Source organism: Sphingomonas sp., assembly GCF_030145815.1.
Lineage (GTDB): Bacteria > Pseudomonadota > Alphaproteobacteria > Sphingomonadales > Sphingomonadaceae > Sphingomonas.
The window spans coordinates 191,511-215,709 of sequence record NZ_JAIXHL010000002.1 but is presented as its reverse complement, the minus strand read 5'-3'; the positions used below and the strand labels follow the sequence as shown (position 1 = coordinate 215,709).

General features: G+C 64.4%; 24 protein-coding genes. 17 read left to right on the top strand and 7 right to left on the bottom strand.

Features of this window, described 5'->3' with window-relative positions; genetic code table 11:
• Positions 1–7: 7 nt before the first annotated feature.
• The 6 genes from KYX69_RS02700 (at position 8) to KYX69_RS02675 (ending at position 7,381) form a co-directional block, all read left to right on the top strand.
• Positions 8–1,006, top strand: coding sequence for a dihydrodipicolinate synthase family protein (locus KYX69_RS02700; protein ID WP_300493381.1), 999 nt, complete (start codon positions 8–10; stop codon positions 1,004–1,006).
• On the top strand, positions 1,003–1,449 hold the full coding sequence (locus KYX69_RS02695; protein ID WP_053059108.1) for a nuclear transport factor 2 family protein: 447 nt from the start codon (positions 1,003–1,005) through the stop codon (positions 1,447–1,449). Before KYX69_RS02700 ends, KYX69_RS02695 begins: the two co-directional genes overlap by 4 nt.
• 45 nt (positions 1,450–1,494) lie before the next feature.
• Positions 1,495–2,865, top strand: a complete 1,371-nt coding sequence (locus tag KYX69_RS02690; protein ID WP_300493375.1) for an MFS transporter — start codon at positions 1,495–1,497, stop codon at positions 2,863–2,865.
• A gap of 103 nt (positions 2,866–2,968) precedes the next feature.
• The gene (locus KYX69_RS02685) at positions 2,969–3,688 is read left to right on the top strand and encodes a TetR/AcrR family transcriptional regulator (protein WP_300493372.1); all 720 of its coding nucleotides are present in this window, start codon (positions 2,969–2,971) and stop codon (positions 3,686–3,688) included.
• A gap of 310 nt (positions 3,689–3,998) precedes the next feature.
• Positions 3,999–4,880, top strand: a complete 882-nt coding sequence (locus KYX69_RS02680) for a VOC family protein (protein ID WP_300493369.1) — start codon at positions 3,999–4,001, stop codon at positions 4,878–4,880.
• A 278-nt stretch (positions 4,881–5,158) separates the two neighbouring features.
• The gene (locus KYX69_RS02675) at positions 5,159–7,381 is read left to right on the top strand and encodes a TonB-dependent receptor (protein WP_300493366.1); all 2,223 of its coding nucleotides are present in this window, start codon (positions 5,159–5,161) and stop codon (positions 7,379–7,381) included.
• 60 nt (positions 7,382–7,441) lie between these two features.
• Here KYX69_RS02675 and KYX69_RS02670 read toward each other — a convergent pair whose 3' ends face one another.
• Entirely contained in the window at positions 7,442–8,371 is a 930-nt protein-coding gene (locus KYX69_RS02670; RefSeq protein ID WP_300493365.1) for a LysR substrate-binding domain-containing protein, read from the bottom strand.
• 95 nt (positions 8,372–8,466) lie between these two features.
• Between KYX69_RS02670 and KYX69_RS02665 the strand changes: the two genes are divergently transcribed.
• From KYX69_RS02665 to KYX69_RS02625, 9 genes are all read left to right on the top strand, one after another.
• Positions 8,467–9,021 carry a carboxymuconolactone decarboxylase family protein gene (locus KYX69_RS02665; protein WP_300493364.1) on the top strand — a complete coding sequence of 185 codons (555 nt, stop codon included), beginning with the start codon at positions 8,467–8,469 and terminating at the stop codon, positions 9,019–9,021.
• Positions 9,018–10,013, top strand: coding sequence for an ornithine cyclodeaminase family protein (locus tag KYX69_RS02660; protein ID WP_082134886.1), 996 nt, complete (start codon positions 9,018–9,020; stop codon positions 10,011–10,013). Before KYX69_RS02665 ends, KYX69_RS02660 begins: the two co-directional genes overlap by 4 nt.
• Before the next feature lie 14 nt (positions 10,014–10,027).
• A complete protein-coding gene (locus KYX69_RS02655) occupies positions 10,028–11,122 on the top strand; it encodes a cupin domain-containing protein (RefSeq protein ID WP_300493358.1) in 1,095 nt (364 codons plus the stop codon).
• Positions 11,122–11,964 (top strand): 2-oxo-hept-4-ene-1,7-dioate hydratase, encoded by an 843-nt coding sequence (hpaH, locus tag KYX69_RS02650; protein ID WP_300493355.1) that lies wholly within the window; start codon positions 11,122–11,124, stop codon positions 11,962–11,964. Before KYX69_RS02655 ends, hpaH begins: the two co-directional genes overlap by 1 nt.
• Positions 11,961–12,788 (top strand): 4-hydroxy-2-oxoheptanedioate aldolase, encoded by an 828-nt coding sequence (gene hpaI, locus KYX69_RS02645; RefSeq protein WP_300493353.1) that lies wholly within the window; start codon positions 11,961–11,963, stop codon positions 12,786–12,788. The genes hpaH and hpaI overlap by 4 nt, the downstream gene beginning before the upstream one ends.
• 20 nt (positions 12,789–12,808) lie before the next feature.
• Positions 12,809–14,185, top strand: a complete 1,377-nt coding sequence (locus KYX69_RS02640; RefSeq protein ID WP_300493351.1) for an aldehyde dehydrogenase family protein — start codon at positions 12,809–12,811, stop codon at positions 14,183–14,185.
• Positions 14,182–15,156, top strand: a complete 975-nt coding sequence (locus tag KYX69_RS02635) for a PDR/VanB family oxidoreductase (protein WP_300493349.1) — start codon at positions 14,182–14,184, stop codon at positions 15,154–15,156. Before KYX69_RS02640 ends, KYX69_RS02635 begins: the two co-directional genes overlap by 4 nt.
• A gap of 374 nt (positions 15,157–15,530) precedes the next feature.
• Positions 15,531–15,716 (top strand): hypothetical protein, encoded by a 186-nt coding sequence (locus KYX69_RS02630; RefSeq protein ID WP_300493346.1) that lies wholly within the window; start codon positions 15,531–15,533, stop codon positions 15,714–15,716.
• Entirely contained in the window at positions 15,716–16,429 is a 714-nt protein-coding gene (locus KYX69_RS02625) for an IS110 family transposase (RefSeq protein ID WP_300493559.1), read from the top strand. The genes KYX69_RS02630 and KYX69_RS02625 overlap by 1 nt, the downstream gene beginning before the upstream one ends.
• Positions 16,430–16,708: 279 nt before the next feature.
• Here the strand turns inward: KYX69_RS02625 and purU are convergent, their stop codons facing one another.
• The gene (purU, locus tag KYX69_RS02620; protein WP_300493345.1) at positions 16,709–17,563 is read right to left on the bottom strand and encodes a formyltetrahydrofolate deformylase; all 855 of its coding nucleotides are present in this window, start codon (positions 17,561–17,563) and stop codon (positions 16,709–16,711) included.
• Positions 17,560–18,447, bottom strand: a complete 888-nt coding sequence (locus KYX69_RS02615; protein WP_300493344.1) for a methylenetetrahydrofolate reductase — start codon at positions 18,445–18,447, stop codon at positions 17,560–17,562. The genes purU and KYX69_RS02615 overlap by 4 nt, the downstream gene beginning before the upstream one ends.
• A 92-nt stretch (positions 18,448–18,539) precedes the next feature.
• On the opposite strand from KYX69_RS02615, the gene KYX69_RS02610 reads away from it, so the two are divergent.
• Complete coding sequence (locus tag KYX69_RS02610) at positions 18,540–19,250, top strand: alpha/beta hydrolase (protein ID WP_300493343.1); 711 nt, start codon at positions 18,540–18,542, stop codon at positions 19,248–19,250.
• Positions 19,251–19,263: 13 nt separating this feature from the next.
• Complete coding sequence (locus KYX69_RS02605) at positions 19,264–20,655, top strand: aminomethyltransferase family protein (RefSeq protein WP_066664555.1); 1,392 nt, start codon at positions 19,264–19,266, stop codon at positions 20,653–20,655.
• A 195-nt stretch (positions 20,656–20,850) separates the two neighbouring features.
• On the opposite strand, the gene KYX69_RS02600 is transcribed toward KYX69_RS02605, so the two are convergent.
• From KYX69_RS02600 to KYX69_RS02585, 4 genes are all read right to left on the bottom strand, one after another.
• Positions 20,851–21,600, bottom strand: a complete 750-nt coding sequence (locus tag KYX69_RS02600) for an IclR family transcriptional regulator (protein WP_300493338.1) — start codon at positions 21,598–21,600, stop codon at positions 20,851–20,853.
• Between the two features lie 14 nt (positions 21,601–21,614).
• Positions 21,615–22,004, bottom strand: a complete 390-nt coding sequence (locus KYX69_RS02595; protein WP_300493335.1) for a nuclear transport factor 2 family protein — start codon at positions 22,002–22,004, stop codon at positions 21,615–21,617.
• Positions 22,001–23,128 (bottom strand): cobalamin-independent methionine synthase II family protein, encoded by a 1,128-nt coding sequence (locus KYX69_RS02590; RefSeq protein ID WP_300493332.1) that lies wholly within the window; start codon positions 23,126–23,128, stop codon positions 22,001–22,003. Before KYX69_RS02590 ends, KYX69_RS02595 begins: the two co-directional genes overlap by 4 nt.
• 67 nt (positions 23,129–23,195) lie before the next feature.
• Complete coding sequence (locus KYX69_RS02585; protein WP_300493330.1) at positions 23,196–24,095, bottom strand: LysR family transcriptional regulator; 900 nt, start codon at positions 24,093–24,095, stop codon at positions 23,196–23,198.
• Between the last annotated feature and the right edge of the window lie 104 nt (positions 24,096–24,199).

The following is a 24,199-nucleotide window of genomic DNA, read 5'->3' as shown; positions in this document are numbered from 1 at the left end:
AGCAGTCATGATGCAGGCGCAGGATTTCAAGGGACTTTACGCGATCATCCCGACGCCGGCGCGCGCCGGTGCACAGGCGATCGACGCCACCGACACCGTGGCGCTGGACGAAACCGAGCGGTTGGTTCGCGCGCTGATCGATGATGGGGCGAACGGCCTGATCGTACTGGGCACCACGGGCGAATGCGCGACCATATCGAACGAGGACTATCGCAGCTTCGTCGCCACCGTCGCGCAGACTGTCGGCAAGCGCATTCCGCTGTTCGTTGGGGCGACCGCGATGGGGGGGCACGAAGCCTATAAACGGCTAGCGTTCGCACGCGAACAGGGTGCCGACGGTACCTTGCTTGGCTTGCCGATGTGGCAGCCTTGCACTGTCGATATGGCCGTCCGCTTCTATGCCGAGGTCGGGCAGGCGTTTCCCGATCTCGCGGTGATGGCCTATGCCAATGCGCGCGCCTTCCGCTTCTCCTTTCCCACCGAGTTCTGGGCGCGGATCGCGAAGGAAGCGCCGACGGTAACCTCGGTGAAATCGTCCCAGCCGACCAACCTGGCCGAGAATATCGCCGCGACCGAAGGCCGCATCCACTTCATGCCGAGCGACATGGTCGCCGCCAAGTTCCAGGCGATCTCGCCGGCCGCGACCACTTCCTGCTGGGCGACTGCGGCCGCTATGGGGCCGGAGCCGTCACGTGCGCTAATCGACGCGATTCTGGCCGGCGATGCCGATCGGACCCGGCATATTGACGAACGAATCGCATGGAGCATCGCGTCGCTGGCCCCAATGCTCGGCAATCCGGAACTGTTCGCCAGCTATAACACCCAGATGGAAAAGACACGGATCGCGGAGGCAGGCTATTGCGACCCCGGCCCCATCCGCCCGCCATATGATATCTTCCCCGCCGACTATGCCGAGGCCTCGCGTGAGGCCGGGCGGCGCTGGAACCAGCTTCGGGACGAATTCGCCGGCGGTCGCGCGGCCGCAGCGGCGGAGGCGGTATCGTGACGATCGGCGTCCCCATCAAAGACGCGGCGCTGCGCGCCGAACTCGAGACGCTGATCACAGAGCACGCCTATCGGCTCGACATGAACTGCTCCGAAAATCTGGCCGAGCTCTATACCGAGGACGGGCGCTTGCTTGCCCCCAACTTCGATTGCGATGGACCCGAAGCGATCAATGCCTATGGCCGCGAGCGCGCGGCGGCGAAGAATCGCCGCGTCCGTCACGTCTGCACCAACTTCCGCTTCTGGGAGGACGGACCCGATCAGGCGCGCGGCCTCTGCTTCATCCTCCTATTCCGTTCCAACGGGCCGGAGCTGTCACCCGCCGAGCCGATCGCGCTGGCCGACGCGCACGATATCTATCGGCGTGGGCCGGATCGGATCTGGCGAATTCAGGAGCGCCGCATCGTCCTGTCGTTCGAATCCGCAGCACACAAATCGAGCTGATTCCAACGGGAGCAGACGCGAACAAGTATTTTCCGCGCGGAGAAGATGATCATGCCTGGCGGAGTCCCTTCCGGTACCGAACATTCGGCAATAGCCGCGCTCGACCAGGGCCGCCTGCGGGCGATCCAAATTCGCGTATTCGTGCTGTGCGCGCTGGTGACGATGCTCGACGGGATCGACAATCAGTCGATCGGGGTCGTGGCCCCCCTGATGAGCGCCGAGCTCGGCTTGAGCACGGCAGCGATGGGCCTCATCTTTTCGCTGACCCAAGTAGGCGCCACCATCGGAGCACTGGCATTCGGACCGTTCGGCGATCGCTTCGGGCGCAGGCCGGCGATCATCCTCAGTGTCTCGACGATGACGGTCTTCACCCTGCTGACGGCGCTCGTTCCTTCATTCGGGCTTCTGCTCGCCACTCGGTTTCTGGCGGGCATCGGGCTTGCCGGAGTTTTCGCGTCGGCGCTGGCATTGACGTCGGAATATGCGCCCACCCGGCTGCGCGGAACGATGGTCTCGGTCGTTTACGCCGGCTATCCGGCCGGGGCTGCTCTGGGCGGCGTGATGGCCGCGGTGATTCTCCAGCAGCACGACTGGCGCCTTGTTCTTTACATGGGCGCAGCGCTCGGCGCTCTCGTGATTGCGCTCATCCTGTTGCTCCTGCCGGAATCGCCTCGCTTTCTGATTGAAGCGGGCACCCACCGCGAACGACTCGACCGCCTGCTCATGAAGCTGGGGCTGGATCCCGCTGCTGCGGGTGTATCGCCGGCCGCGGTCTCGTCCCAGCCTCGACCTCGTCAGTCTCTTTGGTCGGTTTTCGAGGGAGGGCTAGCACCGCTCACGGTCTTACTTTGCCTGCTCAACCTTTTCGTATCCGCGACCACCAAGATCATGGTCGTGTGGTTTCCCTCGATCCTTGCAGATAGCGGCTTCTCGATATCACAGGCCGCATTTTCGCAAGCGGCGTTCAATATTGGCTGTGTTGCCGCCATGCTGATCGCGGGCTGGTTGGTTGACCGCTTCGGCGCGTTGCGCACGATCGTACCGGCGTTGTTCTTCGATGCGCTATCCATCTGGTGCCTTGGCTTTACCGCGGGCAATTTCGCGGTCACGATTATCGTGGCCAGTCTAGTTGGCGCATTTATAGGAATAGGCGCGTCCGGAGCGCAGGCGCTGGCAGCGCAGCTGTTTCCGGTTCGGGTGCGCTCTACAGGAATCGGTTGGGCGACCTCAGCTGCGCGCTTCGGCCAGGTGATCTCGCCGTTGCTGGTCGGCGTGGTTCTCGCGGGCGGTATGAGCGCATCGCGCATCTATGCGGGTCTCGCGCTCAGTCCGCTGCTTGCTGCGCTTGTCGCCGCCGCGTTCGTCCATGCCACGCGCCGTCGCGAGGAAAAGGCGCGCGCTCAGTCCGAGGGGTGATCGTTGCCTTCAGTTCGGAACCCGTTGGCACCAGCAATTTTCCCGTGGTCGAAACCGCGCAAAAGGTGTGGTAACGCGAACCATGCAGGCGACAGGGGGCCGGATGGTGGTGCGCGTTCGGGAACGGAACAAGGCAGAGAAGCGTGAGCGTATCAGGCTGGCCGCGCTCAAGCTGTTCTCCGAGTATGGCTATGACGCAACGACTCTGCGTGATGTGGCACGCGAGGCGCATGTCGCGCTGGGAACGTTGTCGCTCTACGCGGCGGACAAGCGCGATCTCACATTGCTGGTCTTCAACGAAATCACCGTGAGCACGATGGAGACCGCGATCGACCTTACGCGTTCGCGCGAAATCCTGCTTGAGGAACGGATACTAACCTTCTTCACGCCCTTCTATCGGGACTGGGCAGGCAATCCCCGACTTGCCCGTATCTTCCTTCAGATCAACTATTATTCCGGCGGAATGCATGGGGAGGAATACACGCGAACCCGCCGCTCCATCGCCCGGCAGTTGGAGTTCATCGTCGAAGACGCGATCAATCGTGGCGAGATTCGCCCCCCCGAAACGACCGAAATCGTCGCGCAGCACTTCTTCCTAATCTTCTCGGCGACGGCGCGATGGTGGATCGGCGGAGACAATCCGGTCGCGGAGGAGGGCATCGCTTATCTGCGGCGTCTTATCCGGCTCCAGATCATGGGTTTGGTTCCACAAGCGCGGGTTAGTGCGCTGAATCCCAAGTCGGGAGGTGACCGGTCGGGCGCCGTTGGGGATCCCGAAACACCGCGCCGGCGGCGCACCCGCGGAAGCCGCCAGAACGTCTAGGACATTCAGTCGGACGGGATCATCGATCGGAAGCCGCGCAAAAAACCGAAGAATATGTCGGTGTATGATCGGATCATGACCTCCCCCGAAAATGCAATCGACCGCATTTGTGCTGCAAAACCTGTTCGCATCCAGGCGATGCCGGTTCCGTCCGCGCGTCTCGCTACGCGAACCCCCAACCTTGCCCTGTGCGCCGCTACGTGCAAAAAATGGACATGTACCTGTAATTTCGCTAAGGATGGCGGGTGGGTTATCAGCTTAGCCGACGCTTCCGGCGACGTGCGGACAGGCGCAGCTAAAGAAAGAAAGAATGACGATGCAGGAGCGGGCACGGCGAGTTCAAGGCATTCACCGGCTGGCGTTGCGCGTACCCGACCTTGGCGAGGCGCGACGTTTCTATCGTGATGTCTGGCTGTTGGAGGATCGTGGCTCCGACCTGGATTTCGCTGGGTTTCGAAGCGGGGGAGAAGACCACGATGATCTGGTACTCGCCGAGGGATCGCCACAAATCGCGCACCTTGCCTTTCAGGTCGCCTCCACGGAAGAACTTGAAGCGATTGCTACGCAGCTCGCTGCCGCCGGCTTCTCTCCGCAGCCGGTTGCGGAACAGGGTCTGTTCCGCAGCGACCAAGCGGCAATCGCCGTGCAGGATTCCGACGGGCGTCAGGTCTGGCTCGTGGCTCCACAGCCGGATGCATCCGAACTTGTGAAACCGCCAGCGGTTCTCGCGCCGAACCGCATCGGACATATCGTCCTATGGACACCTGACCAGGACGCGGCGGAGCGCTTCTATGCGACGCTGGGTTTCCAAGTCACCGATCGGACAAATGCAGGCATGTCGTTCCTGCGCTGCAACGCCGATCATCATTCGCTCGCGTTAATGAAGAGCCGGGAAGGCCGGACCGGACTTCAGCATGTGGCCTATGACGTCGGCTCGCTGGACAATGTAATGCGAAATTTTGCGCGATTGCGTTCGCTTGGCGTGAACTGCGTGTGGGGCGTTGGACGGCACGGGCCGGGGAACAACGTGTTCAGCTATTATACCGATCCCGCCGGCAACTATATCGAATATTACGGCGAAATGGAGCAATTTGATGCCAACGCGCCGGTCGAGCCTCAGATATGGGGTCCGCAACATAAGGGCGATGTCTGGGGTGTTGCCGGTGTCCCGCCGCTCGGCTTCCGAGAATAAGCGCAGCGGACTGCGCGTCGATCATCCACATAACTGGCCGTCACATAATTGGCCGTTGTAGGCGGAGGACAGCAGGCAACTGCTGATCGATTAACGACGCTCGTGACGCAGTGTCTGATCATTACATCACGAAACATATGGAACCCAGCTTCCTTGGCTTCGGGCCGATGGCTGCCTGCAATCAGGCAGCCCGTTTCCAGCGCCTCGAAATTTAATGGACACGTCCGGTTTTCTGATATAATGGACATGTTCATAATAGAAAATTTGGGAGGGGTGATATGAAGACGTTGATATCTGTCGCAGTCCTGTGCGGGTCGATCAGTTTGCCGGCGATGGCGCAAACCTCGCCGGCTGTCGCCGACCCATCGGCAAGCCCTGCGACGCCGGCCCCCGAAAACCAGGATGCGGCTGCGCCAAGCCCTAATGCTCAGGCAAATGAGGATGGCATCGCCGATATCGTGGTGACCGCCACTCGTCGCGAGGAACGCCTGCAGAAGATTCCGGTCACGGTCACCGCGGTCTCGGGCGAGGCGCTTCAGTCGAGCGGCGTGCTCGAGACCCGCCAGCTGACGCAAGTCGTTCCGGGTCTGGTCGGAAGCCGCAACGCCGGCGTGAATCAGCCGGTGATCCGGGGGATCGGCAGTGGTGGCGTGGTCGGCGACGAGTCGAGCATCGCGACCTATATCGACGGCGTTTACCAGCCCGATCCCTGGACCACCAATCTCGACTTGGTCGAAATCCAGCGCGTCGAAGTGCTGCGCGGTCCTCAGGGCACGCTGTTCGGCCGCAACGCCACCGGCGGCCTGATCAACATCATCACGCCTGATCCCAGTTTCGACTTCCGCGGCCATGTCGCGGCAAGCGCGGGCGTGTTGCGCGGCGCTGGGGATTATGATCTGCGCGGCTATGTAACCGGCGGGCTTTCCGACAAGATCGCGATCGATTTTGCCGGCCTCTACAAGAAGACAGACAATTATGTCACCGATCTGGTACGGGGCGACTTGGGCTACGGTGAGGATGCCTATTTCTCACTGCGGAGCAAGCTGTTGTTTCGGCCCAGCGAAAGTGCACAGTTCGTACTCACTGGCGACTATGCCAAGCGTGATGGCGGTTCCAACGCCAACCAACTCTACCAGAACAACACGGTCGCACGCTCCTATCCGGGCGTAATCCTCCCCACCGGGCCATGGCAGGCTGCGTACAACTACGAGCCTCAGCTCAACATGGAGCGCTTCGGTCTCACCTTGCAATCGCGCTTCGATACTGGATCGGTCGGGATCGAGACCGCCACGTCGTATCAGAACGGCGAGATCTACCAGCAGCAGGATCGGGATTCGTCCAACATCAATCTTGGGCTGGGCCAAGTGAACACGCGCCAACGAAGCTTCACTCAGGAAATTCGCGTTCTGTCGAGCAGTTCCGGTCCGTTGCAATGGCTGGCCGGCGCCTATTTCTATACCAGCCACCTCGACGGCACCGTGCCGACTACGACGCCTTCGCGCGTGCCGCCGCCGACGCTGCCGACCCTTTCCACGACGACCACGTCGCCCGACGTGCGCGTGTCCTCGCTCGCGGGTTTCGTTGAGGGCACGTATTCGCTGACCAGCACGCTGTTTCTGACGGCGGGCGGCCGCTACACCACCGAGGTGCGCAAGTTCGAGCAAGCTTCGAACGGCGTGGCCCTGTTTCCGCAACAGCGAAGCCGTTTCGAGAAGTTTACCTACCGCGGTGCGTTGCGCTGGCAGTTCGACCCCGACGCCAACGTTTATCTAAACTACGGCACCGGGTTCAAGAGCGGCGTCTATAACGGCGTCGGCACCTCGCCCAAGCCTACCCGACCCGAGAGTCTCACCTCCATTGAGGGCGGTATCAAGGCCGATCCGGCTCGATGGCTGCGGACGAACTTGTCGGTCTTCCATTACGACTATAAGGACCTGCAGGTCAGCGCGCGCGACCCGTTCACCAACCTTGTGCTCCTCCAGAATGCAGCGACGGCCAAGATCTATGGCGGCGAGCTCGAACTCACCCTCATGCCGACGCGCGACCTGAACTTCACCGGCAAATTCTCGTATCTTCACGGCGAATACGAGAAATTCCCGCTCGCCCAAGGATTTACTCCCAATGCGAACGCCACCGGCAACACCGCGGTCATCGCCGACGTGTCGGGTAAACGCATCGTGCAGGCGCCGCGAACGGCCATGAACCTCGCTGCAGATTGGTCGCACGAATACGAAGTGGGCCGCTTTGGCGCGCGCCTGAACTTCTACCACAGCGACCGAATCTACTACGACTTCACCAACAATTTTTCGCAGAAGCCCTATTCGCTGCTCAATGCACAGGTTTCGTTCACGCCACCCAGTGAGAGCTTCAGCTTGAGCCTGGCCGTGACCAACATCACCAATGCAATCGTCTATCAATCGCTTCGCGTCAGCGCGAGCGGCACCGACGGTATCCTTGAGAAGCCGCGAGAAGTGAAGGGAACGATCCGCTTCAACTTTTGACCCGGTTCCGAGGCACCTTCGGGAGAGGCGTCGCCATTCCCGAGGCGTGCTCCAAGCGTCTCAGACGCCTTGACCGCCGCGTTTCTCCATCGCGGGAAGCGCGGCGGTCACCGTTTCCACGAATTGCATCGTCGTCGCGCTCGCCTGCTTGTGCCGCCAGGCGAGGCCGAAACGGACGTCGGCAAGGCCCGGCGCCTGCGGCGGCGGCTGCAGCGGACGAAAGGCCACGCCCCGCATACGCAGCCGCTCGGCCGAGGCCGGGACTATCGCGACGCCCTCGCCGCATGCAACAATGCCTATCACGGCCTCGGTAGTGGGCGCTTCGTGCGTGATCGTCGGATCGAATCCGGCGAGACGGCAAAGCGCGTGCAGATCCGCATGGACATTGAAGCCGCGCGTCGGCTCATAGGCGACGAACCCACTGGAATCGAGGGCGTCAATTCCGATGGCGCCGCTGTTAACGAGCAGCGGATGGCCAAGCGGAAGCGCGACGATCAGGGACTCGCTGTAGACGAAGCGCGTCTCGATCAGTTCGTCGAAAATCGGCAGCCGGACGATGCCGACATCTATCTCGCCCGAGCGCAGCGCCTCGATCTGGTGAAGCACCGACATAGCGTGAAAGACGATCTCGACTTCGGGGATGGTTTCGCGGAAGCGTCGTACCAGCGCAGGGACCAGCGCGTAGACAGTCGATCCGCCGAAGCCAATATTGAGGGTCCCGCTCAGCCCCTCGGCGGCGCGGCGCGCGCGCTCCGATCCGTCGTCCAAGATTTCCAGAGCCTTGCGTGCGTCGGCTATGAATACCGTGCCCGCCGCCGTGAGCGCGACATGGTGCTTGTCACGATCGAACAGGCGTGCGCCGATCTCGTCCTCGAGTTCGCGGATCGCCCGGCTGAGCGGGGGCTGCGAGACGTGGCACCGTTGCGCCGCCCGGGTGAAGTTCAACTCCTCGGCGACAGCTATCACATATCGCACTTGGCGCAGATCCATCGTGATATCTCTTTGGTATGACCATCGGTCTTATAATGTATTTCACTCATAGTGCCATCTCTCACACTACGCGTCGCGACGAGGAGAGTGGCGAATTGAGTAATCGTATCGCACGGATGGAATTCGACGCGCTGGCGCCGCGCGTTCAGGACGTGCTTCGCGCGCGGGTCGATCGGCTCGGCTATCTGGGCGAGTTCTTCAAATGCGTCGGCGTGCAGCCTGATGTGCTGGCTCCGTTCATGGAGATGACCGAGGCGCTGAAGAAGGCCTTGCCGGACCGGCTGACCGAAACCGGTGCGCTGACCGTCGCAAAGCTGTTCGACAATCGCTACGAACTTCACCAGCACGAGCGGCTGGCAAAAAAACTGGGCTTTGGCGAGGAATGGGTGGCGGCGGTCGAGCAGCTCTCGCCGCAGGACGCCCCCTGTCTTTCGGACGCGGAGCGTGCCGTTCAGCGCTTCGTCGTCGCGATGGTCGAGCGCAGCGGCCAGGGCGTCTCCGCTGAGCGGGAAGCGTTGATCGATGCGATCGGGCCGGAACAGACGATCGCCGTCATGTTCCTAGTCGGCCGCTACATCACCCACGCGATGATTGTGAACGGGCTGGAACTGGCGCCGCCGGTGCCGTCGATATTCGAGGCCGGCACTTGACCCAGGGGATTTGGATCTCCGAGGCCGAGGTCGTCTCGGTCATGGCGTTGCCCGAGGCGATCGACGCCTTGCGCGCCGGGCTTCGCGAAGAGGCCGCCGGCCGCGCAAGCAACATGGTGAAAACCCACGCCGCCTGGGCGAACGGCTCTACGCTGCACGCGATCGGCGCGGTGTTCGAAGGCTGGAACATCGTCGGCGCGAAGACATGGGCCCATACGGCAGGAGGCGCGATGCCCCTGTTGATGTTGCTCGACGCCGGCACCGGTGCGCTCGTCGCGCTGATCGAAGCGTTCGCGCTTGGCCAGATGCGCACGGGCGGGATCAGCGGTGTGGGCACCGACGTGATGGCCCGGCCCGACGCATCGCGCCTGGCTATGATCGGTGCCGGCAAGCAGAGCATTACTCAGGTCGCCGCAGTTGCGGCGGTCCGGCGGCTCGACCGGGTCACCGTGTGGAGTCCGACGGCGGCCAATCGCGAGGCGCTTGCCGCCAAGGTCGAGCAGAAGCTGGGCATCGAGGCGATCGCCACCCAGACGCTTGACGAGGCGCTGGACGCCTCAGACATCGTCACTCTGGTCACGCGGGCGCGCGAGCCGGTCATTACGCGGGATATGCTGGCGCGCGGCGTGCACTTGAACGCCGTCGGCGCGATCACGCCCGAGCGGGTGGAGTTCGAACCCTCCCTGCTCGAACGCGCCACCCTCATCGGCGCGGACTCCGTTCCCCAAGTGCGCAAGCTCAGCCAGGAATTCATGATCGCGTTCGGCGACGACGAAGCGCAATGGGCGCGGCTTCAGCCGCTGTCCGCGCTGGTCGCTGGCGACAGCGTACGGCCAGCCGATGCCGATCTGACCGTCTTCAAGGCGATGGGCATGGGCATTTCCGATCTGTCGCTCGGCATCGAGATTTTCCGACGGGCTCGTGAGGCCGGGCTCGGCCGCGCCATTCCCCCGATCATTCGCCAAGCGCCGCGCCTGACGCTGAACCAATAGAAGGATTTTTCGCCATGAGCAGCAGCGTATTCGTCGATGCCACCGGCCCGATCCCGGAAAAGGAAGCGCCCTGGGAGCCGATCGTCATCTCCAAGGCGGCGATCGACGCCGAGATATCGCGCCTCGCCGCGCTTCCGCAGCCGGCCAATGGCCGCCGCCGCTCCTATTTCCGCCACCCGATGAACCGTCGCTCGAACGGTCTGGCTCCGGGCATCGAAGTCGCGCTCGACGTGCTGCTGCCGGGCGAGGAGACCGCAACCTTCCGTCAGAACTCCACGCAGGTGAATTTCGTCATCCGCGGCGAAGGCGAAACCGAGATCAGCGGCCGGCGTCGTGCCACCGCGCTCCACGACGTGTGGAACACGCCCTCGATGCGGATTTACCGCCACAAGAACATCGGCGAAGACGTCTATGCGCGGCTCACCTATTCCAATGGCGCGCTGCTCGACATGCTCAACATTCATGTCGTCGAGGAAAACCCCCAGCCGATGCTGAAGTCCATCGACCGCGAAGAAGGCGGCGAGGGCGAGGACAATCGCCGCACCAGCCCATATGGCACTTTCCAGCTCACCGAGGAAGGCGCCTGGCTGATGCCGTACGAGCGGCTGATCAATCCACCTTCGGTCACCAGCCCCGCGCTATATTGGCCCTGGGAACAGGTGAAGGAGCATCTCGACAAGCTTGAGGCGCTGGGCAAGGACTATATCGGCCGCCGCTTGTACCTGCTCTACAACCCGATGACCGGTCGCACCAACGGCACGACGCCGAACTTCTTCGCGACGATGACCGTGCGTCCGCCCAAGATCGTCGATCGCCCGCACCGCCATTCGTCTGCGGCAGTGAACTATTATTTCTCCGGCTCGGGCCGCTCGACCGTCGAGGGCAAGACCTATGAGTGGAAGGCCGGCGACCTGATGCTTTCCGCGCCCGGCTGGTCGGTCCATAACCATGCAAGCTACGACGAGCCGGTATATGAGCTGACCATTCAGGATCAGCCGCTCAACATCGCGATGGAATCGCTGCTGTGGCAGGAAAGCCTGAAGGAGCCGCCGGCACTGCTGGGGGCTGAGGAGGGCTTTGCCACCAATCGCGCCGCGGTGTCAGGCTGATGGCGCAGGCGCGCCGCATCGACGATTTCGGCGGCGTCACGCTCGACGACCTAGCGATCGCCGATGCGGCGGGCGCTCTGGCTGCAGCCGAGCGCGACCGAAACCAGATCGCACTGCTCAGCGAGACCTATCCGGACATGACGATGGACGACGCCTATGCGGTCCAGGCGGCTTGGGTGCGAATGAAGCGCGCGGCCGGCGACCCGGTGATCGGCTGGAAGATCGGCCTCACCTCCAAGGCGATGCAGGCGGCACTCTCGATCGACATTCCCGATTCCGGCGTGTTGTTGGGCAGCATGGCGTTCGCGAACGGCGCCGACATCCCGGCCGGGCGCTTCATCGAGCCGCGGGTCGAGGCGGAGATCGCGTTCGTCATGAAGGAGACGGTCGATCCCGCCCGCGCTTCGACCGAGGCGATTCTCGCGGCGACCGATTACGTCGCCCCCGCGCTCGAGATTCTCGACACTCGCATCATCCGCAGGAATCCGCAAACCGGCCGGTCGCGCACCGTTTGCGATACGATCGCGGACAATGCGGCCAACGGCGGCATCGTCATGGGCGATCCGGTGCGCGATCTACGCGATCTCGATCTGCGCTTCGTCGGGGCGGCCGTATCCCGCAATGATGAGGTGGAGGAAACCGGGCTCGGCGCGGGCGTGCTCGGCCATCCGCTGACCTCGCTCGCCTGGCTTGTCGAGCGGCTGGCGACCTATGGAGCTCGCCTCGAAGCAGGCCAGATCGTTCTGTCCGGATCGTTCATTCGCCCCGTGGAGGCGCCCCCGGGGAGCCGGATCGTGGGAGATTTCGGCAGGTTCGGCCGCGTTTCCTGCCACTTCCTTTGAAACCGGGCGAGTATCGGGACGTCATGCACAATCCCTTCAAACAGGCGATCGGCGAAGGTCGCGCGCAAATCGGCCTCTGGCAGGCTCTGGCTTCCCCTTATTGCTGTGAGATCTGTGCGGGCGCCGGCTTCGACTGGTTGCTGATCGACGGCGAGCACGCACCGAACGACCTGCGATCGGTGCTGGCGCAGCTGCAGGCTGCGGCTGCCTATCCGGTCGAGCCGGTAGTCCGCCTGCCAGTCGGCGACGCCGTCTTGGTCAAGCAATATCTCGATCTGGGTGCGCGGACGCTGCTGGTGCCGATGATCGAGAACGCTGGCGCCGCGGCGGCGATGGTTCGTGCCACCCGCTATCCGCCCCACGGCATTCGCGGCGTAGGCTCCGCGATCGGGCGGGCTAGCCGCTGGAACCGGCATCGGGACTATCTGCAGGCCGCCGCAGCCGAAATCTGCCTGCTCGTCCAGATCGAGAGCCGCGCGGCGCTCGCCGATATCGACGCGATCGCGCGTGTCGAGGGCGTCGACGGCGTCTTCATCGGCCCGTCAGATCTCGCCGCCGATCTCGGCCATCTCGGCGATCCCATGCATCCCGAGGTGCAGGCGATGATCGAGACCGGCATCGCCGCGGTGCGCGCCGCCGGCAAGCCGGTGGGCATGCTAATCGCCAATGAGCAGGCGGCACGTCGCTATCTTGGACTCGGCGCCAACTTCGTCGCGGTTGGCACCGATGTCACGCTGCTCGCGCGGGGGGCGGAGGCGCTGGCCGCAAGCTTCCGCGACGTGCCCGCGCAGGCCGCGGCCCCGCCTCCTCCCAGCGTCTATTGAAAGTCAGGAAGGCAATCGACATGCGGACCGAGGTCATCTCGATCAATCCCGCCACCGGCGAGGAAATCGCGCGCTACCCCGCGCTCGACGGGCCTGCGCTGGAGAAGGTCGTGGCAGCGGCATACGCCGCCTTCGCCGATTGGCGGACCACCAGCGTCGATCGGCGCGCGCAAGCCTTTCGCCGCCTGGCTGATATGCTGGAGGCGCGCCGCGAGTCTCTCGCCCGGCTGATCACGCTCGAAATGGGCAAGCCGATAAGCGCGGCGGGCGCAGAGGTCGACAAATGCGCGCGGCTGGTGCGCTGGTACGCCGATAATCTGGCCAAGCTGCTCGCCGATGAGACGCCCGATATCGGCGGCGACGGCACGGCGGCGATCAGCTATCTCCCGCTCGGCGTGGTGCTGGGCGTGATGCCATGGAATTTCCCGCTCTGGCAGGTGCTGCGCGCCGCCGTGCCGATCATGTGCGCAGGTAACGGCTTTCTGCTCAAACATGCCGACAATGTTCAGGGTAGTGCCTGGGCGCTTAGCGAATGTTTCCGGGCGGCGGCCTTCCCCGAGGGTTTGTTCGGCATTGTCCACGCCGATCGCGCTCTGGTCACCGGTCTGCTCGCCGACCGTCGCATCGTCGGCGTCACCGTCACCGCGGGTGTCGCCGCGGGTGCCTCGCTGGCGGCCGAGGCCGGGCGCCACATCAAGAAGTCGCTGCTCGAGCTGGGCGGGTCCGATCCCTTCATCGTCCTCGCAGATGCCGATCTCGATCTTGCCGTCGCCGCTGCCGTCGAAGCGCGGTTCCAGAACTGCGGGCAGGTGTGCATCGCGGCGAAGCGGATCATCGTCGCCGCCCCGATCATGGAAGCGTTCGTCGCCCGGTTCGTCGAGGTGGCGCGCGGGATCCGGTACGGAGATCCCCTCGATCCCGACACGTGGATGGGTCCGATGGCGCGGGTGCGCGCCCGGTCCGATGTTCACGGCCAGGTCTGCCGCAGCGTGGCGATGGGCGCGCGGCTGTTGCTCGGCGGCGAGATCCCGGAAGGGCCGGGAGCCTACTACCCGCCCACGGTCCTGGTCGACGTGACCCGCGACATGCCCGTCTGCGCCGAGGAGACGTTCGGACCCGTCGCCGCGATCATAGCCGCCAAGGATGCCGAGGACGCGGTGCGCATCGCCAACGACAGCGATTTTGGCCTGTCGGCGTCCTTGTGGACCGCGGATATCGAAGCCGCCGACCGGCTGGCGCGGCGGATCGAGACCGGCGCGGTCTTCGTCAACGGCATGTCCGCTTCGGACCCACGCGTGCCGATCGGCGGTGTAAAACACAGCGGCTATGGCCGCGAACTCTCGCATTTCGGCTTGCGCGAGTTCTGCAACGTGCAGCTGCGCTGGGTGCGGCCGTGACCGATAAGGTCGAACATATCGACGCGGTAGTCGCGGCCGTCGAACGCCAGGCGGAGGGGATCAGCTCCTGGGAGTTTCGCAGCGCCGATGGCCGTGCGCTGCCGCCGTTCACCGCCGGCGCGCATATCGACCTGCACCTCGCCAACGGACTGTCGCGCAGCTATTCGCTGTGCAACCCGCAGGGCGATCGTGATCGCTATGTCGTCGCGATCAACCGCGATCCCGCAAGTCGCGGCGGATCAAAGCTGATCCATGATATGCTGACGCCCGGTGATAGCATCACCATCTCCGCTCCGCGCAATCACTTTCCGTTGGTCGAGGATGCCAGGCATGTCGTGCTGATCGCCGGCGGCATCGGCATCACGCCGATCTTCTGCATGATTCAAAGGCTCGAAAGCCTCGGACAGTCGTGGGAACTTTGGTATAGCTGCCGACAGCGCAGTATGTGCGCTTTTCGTGAGCGGCTGGAGGCGCTCGAGTTGGCTAAGCCCGGGCGTGTCCACTTCAATTTCGACCATGAGCCCGGTGGCCGGATGCTCGACCTCAAGCAGGTGATCGCGGGCACCCCCCAGTACGCGCATCTCTATTGTTGCGGACCCAATCCGATGCTCCGCGCGTTCGAGACCGCCGCTACCGAGATCGGGCTTCCGCGCGACCATGTCCATGTCGAATATTTCGCGGCCAAGGAGAAAGCGGCGCTGGGAGGCGGCTATAGCGTGGCGTGCATCAGATCGGGTGTCGAGCTGGAGATCGAGCATGGCCAGAGCATCCTCGATGCTATGTTAGCCGCGAATATCGACATCGCCTATTCGTGCAGCGAAGGCATCTGCGGCACCTGCGAGTGCAAGGTGCTGGAGGGTGTGCCCGACCATCGCGATTCGGTGCTTACGCCCGACGAGCAGGCCGCGAACGATCGCATGATGGTGTGCTGCTCAGGCTCACGATCGGCCCGGCTAGTCCTAGATATCTGAGTCGGTAGATACCTCTTCGCGAGAGTTCGCGGACGCTTTCCTTGCTTTCACTGGCGGTCTCCGTGGCAATGACGACTGCCACTCCTGACGACGTTGTTGGGCGATGGCGAACGGAGACGGACAAACGTGATCGTTAAAATCCCGCGATGCAGCGGCAATCTGCGGCAGATTGCTGACCTCCCATAAGCTTCGGGCCGACCCGCGAAAGGACGCGCGCAAAAGCGACGCCAGCTTGCGGGGTCACCCGTTACGAAACCCGCCGATTCTGAGCGGCTTCCGCTATGGGGCACTGCTTAGACAGGCGGCCAGATCTACAATGCCGGCAACGGTAAGAATTATGGCGCCCAGAGGATGTCGAGGCGATTATCCGAGCCTTGTCGCCGCACCGCGAGCGGCTGGTGCTGGTTGGGCTCGAGGCCGGGCCGCTATCAGAATGGCTCCATCGGTCGTTGGCCGTTGACGGGATTGAGGTGGTCCTGATGGAGACGCGGCAGGTCCATGCCGCCCACAGCGCGATGATCGTGAAGAGCGACCGCAACGATGCACGCGGTCTGGCGTAATTGCTGCGCACTGCTTCTTCCGGCCCGTTCACTTCAAGACGATGGACGCACGGGAGAGCCGCGCGTTGCTCACCGCCCGCAAGCTGCTGGTCGAGAAGACGTGTGCGATCGAACTCAGCATCCGTGGCACCCTGCGCGGTTTCGGGCTCAAGGTCGGCAAGATCGGTCGTGTCGGTTTCGAGGCGCATGTGGCCGAGCTGGCGGCTGGGCATGCCGTGCTGCGCGAGTTCATGCACAGCCTCCTTGACGCGCGCTCGGCACTGCGGGGCGAGGTCGCCAGGCTCGAACGCCGCCTGCGTGAGATCGTTCGGGATGCGATGTGTCGCCGCTTCATGACCGTTCCAGGCGTCGGTGCCGTGACCGCGCTTACTGTTCGTGCTGGGATCGACGATCCTTCGCGCTTCCGATCGTCCAAGCTGGTCGGTGCCCATTTCGGACTGACGCCCAGACGCTACCGGTCGGGCGAGACCGACATCTCCGGCGGTATCAGCCGCGCCGGCGACGCAAGCGCCCGCGCGGGGCTGTTCGATGCCGCCAACGTCATGCTGTCGCGCGTCAAGCGATGGTCGGCGCTCAAGGCTTGGGCAGTTCGCGTCGCCATGCGGCGCGGCGGCTGCAGGGCTCGCGTCGCGCTGGCACGCAAGCTAGGCGTCATCCCCCATCGCATGTGGGTCGACGGCACCGACTTCGACTACGGGCACCAACCCGCCTGATCCGGAATCTCCAGCTCAACGGCTGAGTTCGTCCGCGCGAGGACGAGGGGACGCGGGCGAGACTGTGTGGGTACCCGGCAGGCAGTCGCCATGCCGTGTTCTGAGATTGGTCCGCCCGCTTTTCGCTGAACCCCGATCCTGTCGGCCGGAAGGTGCTCCAAGCCCCTCCCGGACCACGTGTAGAAGCATCACCCTCGCGCTGATTACGGACGCTTTACGGAAATTTCCCAATGATAGAAGTGCCCATCTTTGTCCTGTGTGGGGCACCAGAATTTCGGGTCACGCCCGGAACACCACCGTGCGCGCGCCGTTGAGCAGCACCCGGTCCTCCAGGTGATAATGCACCGCCGTGGCCAGCACCCGGCGCTCGATATCGCGGCCCTTGCGCACCAGATCGTCGGGCGTGTCGGCGTGCGAGATCGCCTCGACATCCTGATGGATGATCGGCCCTTCATCGAGGTCGGCGGTGACATAATGCGCGGTCGCGCCGATCATCTTCACCCCGCGCTGATAGGCCTGATGATAGGGCTTGGCCCCCTTGAAGCCGGGCAGGAAGCTGTGGTGGATGTTGATGCAGCGGCCGGACAGGAACGCGGCGAGATCGTCCGACAGGATCTGCATATAGCGCGCCAGCACGACCAGCTCCGCGCCCGTTTCGGTGACGATCGCCTTGATCTGCGCCTCCTGCGCCGGCTTGGTCTGCGGGGTGATCGGCAAATGGTGATAGGGAATGTCGCCGATCATCGACGTGGCGAGCGCAGCGCGCGGATGGTTGGAAACAATGCCGACCACATCCATGTGCAGCTCGCCGATGCGGCGGCGATAGAGCAGGTCGCCCAGGCAATGGTCGAACTTCGACACCAGCAGCAGCACGCGCTTGGGCCGGGAATTGACCCGGAACGTCCAGTCCATGCCCCAGTCTCGCGCCAGGGCGGTAAAGCGCGTCTCGATATCGTCTACCGCCGTTGCGGGCGCAGCGAACACCACGCGCATGAAAAAGCCGCCGGTGATCGCGTCATTATATTGCTGCGATTCGGTGATGTTGCAGCCCGACTGGGTAAGGAATCCGGCCACCGCGGCGACGATGCCCTGCCGGTCGGTGCAGTGGAAGGTGATAGTGCAGGCTTCGGTCATGCGTGAGTGTCCAGTCCAGCGGTGCGTGCATAGCTTTCGATCCAGTCGAGCGTGCGCGCCACGCCGCCAAAGGGGTAGAAGTGCAGCCGTACCGGCTCATGGTCGGTCGTCAATCCTGCCGCAAGCGCCGCGATGAAGCGATCCGGTCCAGCCGATCCGATCAAATTGCCGAGCGACAGTCCGTATTTGCGCAGCACTGCTGCCGATGCCCCGACGCCGCACAGCGCGGCATAGCGCATCAACGTCCTGATCCCGGCCGGCCCCGGCACGCCCAGCCGCACCGGCGCGGCGATCCGCCGGCGGCGCAATTCGCCGAGCCAGCGCAGCACCGCGTCTGCGTCGAAGCCGAATTGGGTCACGATCAACGGAGCCATGCCGCGCCGCTCGATTTCGTCGCACTTGCCCTGCAGCACTGCGAAACACTGCGCCTCGGTCATGTTGGGATGCCCCTCGGGATGCCCGCCAATGCCGATCGCGGCGATCCCCGCGCGCTCGAACGCGCCGGTCGCGATCAGCGCCATGCTGTCGGCAAACGGCCCCGCCGGAATTGCAGGATCGCCCGCAACGACGAAGCAGCGGCGAATTGCGGCCCGCGTCCGCGCCGCGTTGAGATAGTCCTCAAACTCCGCGTGGCTCGCGATCCGCCGCGCCGAAAAATGCGGCATGGGTTCCAGTCCCAGCGCACGAATCGTTTCCGCTGCGCGCACGCGCGCCTCCAGCGGCTCACCGGGCAGGAACGGGATGGCCACGGGCGTGCCCACCGGCATGCGCGGCGCCACGGCGCGCAATGCCTCCGTCTCTCTTCCCGTCACCTCGATCGAAAAGCCGTCGATCGCCGAGGCGGCTGGGCGCGACCAGTTGGGATGAATGAGGGGAGGGGGCACCGGGCTTCCGCGTCCTGAGTGAAGATTCACGTCTAGCGCGCCGATATAAATTCGCATAGACGAATATTTCACATATATGGATTCAGACGCGCTTGCCCGAACACCTGCTGATCCTGCCGGGATTGATGTGCGACGCGACGATGTTCGCGGCGACGCTAAAGGCATTTCCTTCGGCCCGCGCCATCGACGATCATTATGGCGGCGCCGACTCGATCGGCGCGATGGCGGTGCATGCCCTCACCGCCGCGCCAGACCGCTTCGCGCTGATCGGCCACTCGATGGGCGCACGCGTCGCGCTGGAGGTGGTCGCGCGCGCGCCGGAGCGAGTCACCCGGCTGATGATCGCCGATACCGGGGTGCATGCCGTGCGCCCGGGCGAAGCGGAGCAGCGCTATGCGCTGCGCGATCTTGGCCGTTGTGAGGGGTTCGACCGGCTCGTCGATGCCTGGCTGCCCCCGATGCTGGGCGAGGCCGCGCGTGGCGATGAAGCGCTGACGGCGTCGCTCCGCGCCATGTGCCTGCGCGCCGGGCAGACCGTGTTCGAGGCGCAGACCGAAGCATTGCTCGACCGCCCCGACACCGGCCCGGTGCTGCAGACGATCGCCTGCCCCACCGCCGTCGTCGTCGGGGCCGAAGACCGATGGTCCGACGTCGCGCAGCACCAGGCGATCGCCGCGCGCATTGCCGGCGCGACGCTGCACGTCATCGCGGGAGCGGGCCACATGGCCCCCGCCGAACAACCGCACCCGTTCAACACCCTGATCCGGGAATGGCTCGCCATCCCCGCCACGACCCCAGCTTAGGAGAGACACGATCGTGACCGACAAGACGCTTCAGCAACTGCTCGACGAACAGACCAACATCGTCGATTTCCTGCGCAACCAGCAGGTCGGCCCCAATGCCTATCCGGGCGTTCCGGCCGAATATTCCAACTGGCGCGACGAACAGCTCTCCTGGGCCAACAGCTGCGTGCTGTTCAACCAGAGCTTCCACATGGTCGACCTGCTCGTCACCGGGCCGGGCGCATTCGACATGCTCCACTATCTCGCGCCCAACAGCTTCAAGGGCTTCGTCCCCAACCGCGCCAAGCAGTTCGCGCCGGTCACGCCCGACGGCTATGTCATCGGCGACGTGATCCTGTTCTATCTGGCAGAGAACACGTTCGAGCTGGTTGGCCGCGCACCGTCGATCGAATGGGTCGAGTATCACGCAGCATCGGGTAAATGGGACGTGACGGTCGAGCGCGACGAGCGCACCGCCGCGCGGCCGGACAAGGATAATCGCCGCAACTATCGCTTCCAGTTGCAGGGGCCGAACGCGATGAAGGTGCTGGAGCGCGCGATGGGCGCGACCCCGCCCGAGCTCAAATTCTTCCACATGGCCCCGATCACGATCGCCGGGGTCGAGGTGCGCGCGCTGCGTCACGGCATGGTCGGCCAGCCGGGTTACGAGCTGTTCGGACCGTGGAAGGATTACGACACCGTCCGCAACGCGCTGATCGACGCCGGCAAGGACTTCGGCCTGACGCTGTGCGGTGGCCGCACCTATGCGTCGAACACGCTGGAGTCTGGCTGGATCCCGTCGCCGCTGCCCGCGATCTACACCGGCGAGTCATTGGCCGAGTATCGCGCCTGGCTGTCGGCCAAATCCTATGAGGCCGGTGCGTCGGTCGGCGGCAGCTTCGTGTCGGACAACATCGAGGATTATTATCTGACGCCGTGGGACTTGGGCTACGGCCACATGGTCAAGTTCGACCATGACTTTATCGGTCGCGAAGCGCTCGAGCGGATGAAGGATCAGCCGCACCGCCGCAAGGTGACGCTGGCGCTCGATACGCAGGACATGCTGCGCGTGATGAGCTCGATGCTGCAAAAGGGCGATCGCGCGAAGTTCATCGACTTCCCGAGCGCGGTCTACGCGATGCACCCCTATGACGCGGTGCTCAAGGATGGCCGCCCGGTCGGTATCTCGACCTGGATCGGCTATACCGTCAATGAAGGTCGCTTCCTGACGCTGGCGATGGTCGATGCGGACGTCGCGGAACCGGGCACCGAAGTGACGTTCGTCTGGGGCGAGCCCGATGGCGGGACGCGCAAGCCAACGGTCGAGCGGCATGTGCAGGTCGAGATCAAGGCGACCGTCGCGCCCGCACCCTATTCGGAAGTGGCGCGCGATTCCTATGCCGAGGGCTGGCGCACGCGGGGGTGAGGGGAGCGGAAATTCCTCCCCAGAGCTTTGCTCAGGGGAGGGGGGACCGCCCGCGCAGCGGGTGGTGGAGGGGCGGCCGCGCAGACGGCCGTGGACAGCTCGGCAAAACTCCGCCCTCTTCGGGGCGGCCCCTCCGTCAGCGCTGCGCGCTGCCACCTCCCCTGCGGGGCAGGGGAGGAATAGTTGCTCGCCCCGCTACCCACCCGCTTCGATCGCGGCGCAGGCTGCGGCAAGCCGGTCCATGATCTGCGCACGCGCTTCGGGCGTGTAGCGCAGCTTGGGCAGCGCGACCGCGAGCGCGCCTGCAGCCACGCCGTCGACCTGCACGACGCGCGCAATGCCGCACACGCCCAGCGTATATTCCTCGTCGGTAAAGGCGAAGCCGGTGTCGCGCACCGCCGCGATCTGGTCGCGCAACATCGCCTCGTCGGTGAGCGTGCGCGGGGTGAACAGCGGACGGAAGGATTCGGCGAAATAGCGCGTCAGCGCCCCATCGCTGAGGCTCGACAGCATCGCCTTGCCCGCCGCCATGCAGTGCAGCGGCGCACGCGCGCCGACGCTCACCGAGTAGCGCAGCGCCTGTTCCGCAGTTTCGGTCACCCGCGCCTCGATCTCCCACTCGGTCAGCGTGAAGAAGGACGTGGTCTCGTTGAGCGACCGGCGCAGCGCGCGCACGTGCGGTGCGATGCGGTCCTCGATGGACATGGCGCTGGCCGGCATGCGCAGCCGCTCGAGCCCCGCCCCGGCGAGATATTGGCGACCCTCGCGGCGCAGATAGGTGCGCTCGCACAAGGTCGCGAGCAGATAGGACAGGCTGCTGACCGGGATCTGCAGCGCGGCGGCAATGTCCTGCGCCGCCACGCCTGAAGGATTGCCCACGACATATTCGATGATGTCGAGCGTCCGCATCGCGGACTTGACCGTCGGCTGGGTGGGTTTGGTCATTCGGCTTCCGATGTTCAGAAGGTCAGACTACCCCGGCGCTCGGCAAACCGCCATCCGGCATCGGTGCGGATGAAGCGGTCGTGGAAGCTGCCGACCTTGGGCGCGCCGTCGCCGGTGAACAGCAGCATCGCCGATTCCCCGACCGCATGATCCGCATCGATCACGTCGATGACGACATTGGAGCAGACATGCCGCGTCGTGCGCGCGGGGCGGGCGAGAAACGCGTCGAGGATCGCGGCACGGCCGACGATCCAGACATCGGGCGCGGTGGGTCGGCTCATCCGGCCATCCTCGGCGTAGAGGTCCGCCACCTCCGTCCAGCGCCCGGCATCGTTGAGATTGGCGTAGCGCGCGACCAGCTTGGCGCAGTCCGCCTCGATCGCGCGGGCGTCCTCGGGGGTCACAGCCGCGAGTCCGCCAGATCCGCGCCCGCGCGCAGCGCGCGCAGCTTCTTCCACGTCACCTCGGGATCGATCTTGCCATAGCCGGCAAAAGTGCCGAAGCCGCAGTCGGTGCTGGCGATCACCCGGTTCTTGCCGACGATCCGCGCATAGCGCTCGATCCGCTGCGCGATCAGCTCGGGATGCTCGACATAGTTGGAACAGGTGTCGATCAGGCCGGGTGCGAGCAGTTTGTCGTCGGGCAGCGCCGCATCGCGCCATACCGTCCATTCATGCTCGTGGCGCGGGTTCGCCGCCTCGAACAGGATCGTGCCCGGGCGCGCGGCGAGGACGATGTCGATGACCTTGTCGAGCGCGATGTCGCAATCATGCGGCCCTTCATAATTGCCCCAACAGATATGCATCCGCATCCGATCGGCCGGGATGTTCGCGGTGGCGGCGTTGAGCGCCTCGACATTGGCGGCGGCGGTCGCCAAGAACTCGGCGTCGCTCTGGTCCTGAAACCCGGTGTGGCGCGACATGGCGATGTCGGGGCAGTCGAGCTGCAGGTCGAACCCCGCGGCGACGATCGCCTCATATTCCGGGCGCATCGCATCGACCAGATCGGCGAGATAGGCCTCATGCGACGGGTAATGGCGATTGACTTGAAATGCGGTGATCAGGCCGGGCGACGCCGCATTCATGAACCCGCGCGCGCCGCCGCCAGCCTTGTCGAGCGCATGGCGGAAGCGGCGGATATCGTCGTGCAGCGGTGCCAGCGTCTTCAGCCGCACCGGGCCGATGCAGGATGCGCGGGTGAACTCCTGGCTGCCCATGATCGCCGACAGCTTGCGCGCAAGGCCGGGATGCGCGGCGAGGTCGGCGGCGGGGCGGCGGTCGATATGCCCGCCAAACCCCTCCAGCCGCTCGATCATGTAGGTCGAATAGCCGACCTTCCCCAATTCGCCGTCGCTGACGATGCTGACCCCGCACGCGATCTGCTGCGCCACTGCGGCATCGACTGCGGCCTGGACCAGGGCATCGAACTGCGCCGCGTCAAAGGGCTCGCCCTTGTCGCGGGCGAGCAGCAGCGGGGTCAGTTCATCACCGCGCGGAAGGCTGCCCACATGCGTCGTCGCGATCATCACCGTCTCCCTGTTAGCAAATTCGGTGATGGCATCGTTTCACGGATGTGCAAGCATCATATCCGCGAAATCAATCGGTGGAGCTCCGGATCAGGTCGATCAGCCAGCGCAGGCCGGGATCGTTGCTGCGCGTCACATGATATTGCGCCATCTCGACCAAGGGCGGGATCGGCAGCGGCGGGGCGACGGCGACCAGCGGGAAGTTGCGCGCCATCTGCGCCGCAAGCCGCCCCTGGACCAGCGCCAGCCAGTCGGTGTCCTGAAGCAGCCACGGCAGCATCCCGAAATTGGGCGCGATCATCGCGACGCGGCGCTGGATGCCCATGCGATCGAGAAAGGCATCGCCGAAACTCGGCAGCCGCTCGTCGCCGATCGCGACATGGACATGGTCGTATGCCAGCATTGCCGCCAGCGTCGTCGCGCCCGCCAGCGCCGGGTGCCCCGCGCGTCCGACCAGCCGGTATTCGTCCTCGAACAGTCGCTCCGAAGGCAATTCGGGCGTCACATATTCCTGGAGCGTGATGAGCAGGTCGATCCCGCCGCTTTCGAGTAGCTCGATCCGCCGCGGGCTGGGCAGCAGCAGCTCGATCCGCACGCCCGGCGCGGTTGCGGACAAGCGGGTGACGATCGGAAACAGGATCGATGTCGCGATATAGTCCGACGTCATGATCCGGAAATTCCGGTTGGTCGTCGCCGGGTCGAAATGGCGCGACGTCGCGATCACGCCCTCCATCGTCTCCAGCGCCTGTCGCACCTGCGGCAGCAGCGTTTCGGCAAAGGGCGTCGGATACATCCGCTTGTTGCGCGCGATCAGCAGGTCGTCGCCGAAATAGCTGCGCAGCCGCGCCAGCGCGTTGCTCATCGCCGGCTGGCTCAGGTTCAGCCGCTGCGCCGCGCGGGAGACGCTGCGGTCGCTCATCAGCGCCTCGAACGCGACGATCAGGTTGAGGTCCAGTCCCTTGAAGCGCATCGCCGATCCATCATTGAGATCAATCAAAATGGATCAGAACTATAAGTTTTTCAATGTTCGGGCATGGCGCTAGGTCTTGCGCAACCAAATTCGGAGCAGGATGC

Coding starts and splice junctions, on each gene's coding strand:
- KYX69_RS02700 (WP_300493381.1), top strand. CDS start 8: ATGATGCAGGCGCAGGATTTCAAGGGACTTTACGCGATCATCCCGACG.
- KYX69_RS02690 (WP_300493375.1), top strand. CDS start 1,495: ATGATCATGCCTGGCGGAGTCCCTTCCGGTACCGAACATTCGGCAATA.
- KYX69_RS02685 (WP_300493372.1), top strand. CDS start 2,969: ATGGTGGTGCGCGTTCGGGAACGGAACAAGGCAGAGAAGCGTGAGCGT.
- KYX69_RS02680 (WP_300493369.1), top strand. CDS start 3,999: ATGACGATGCAGGAGCGGGCACGGCGAGTTCAAGGCATTCACCGGCTG.
- KYX69_RS02675 (WP_300493366.1), top strand. CDS start 5,159: ATGAAGACGTTGATATCTGTCGCAGTCCTGTGCGGGTCGATCAGTTTG.
- KYX69_RS02670 (WP_300493365.1), bottom strand. CDS start 8,371: ATGGATCTGCGCCAAGTGCGATATGTGATAGCTGTCGCCGAGGAGTTG.
- KYX69_RS02655 (WP_300493358.1), top strand. CDS start 10,028: ATGAGCAGCAGCGTATTCGTCGATGCCACCGGCCCGATCCCGGAAAAG.
- hpaH (WP_300493355.1), top strand. CDS start 11,122: ATGGCGCAGGCGCGCCGCATCGACGATTTCGGCGGCGTCACGCTCGAC.
- KYX69_RS02640 (WP_300493351.1), top strand. CDS start 12,809: ATGCGGACCGAGGTCATCTCGATCAATCCCGCCACCGGCGAGGAAATC.
- purU (WP_300493345.1), bottom strand. CDS start 17,563: ATGACCGAAGCCTGCACTATCACCTTCCACTGCACCGACCGGCAGGGC.
- KYX69_RS02600 (WP_300493338.1), bottom strand. CDS start 21,600: ATGACCAAACCCACCCAGCCGACGGTCAAGTCCGCGATGCGGACGCTC.
- KYX69_RS02585 (WP_300493330.1), bottom strand. CDS start 24,095: ATGCGCTTCAAGGGACTGGACCTCAACCTGATCGTCGCGTTCGAGGCG.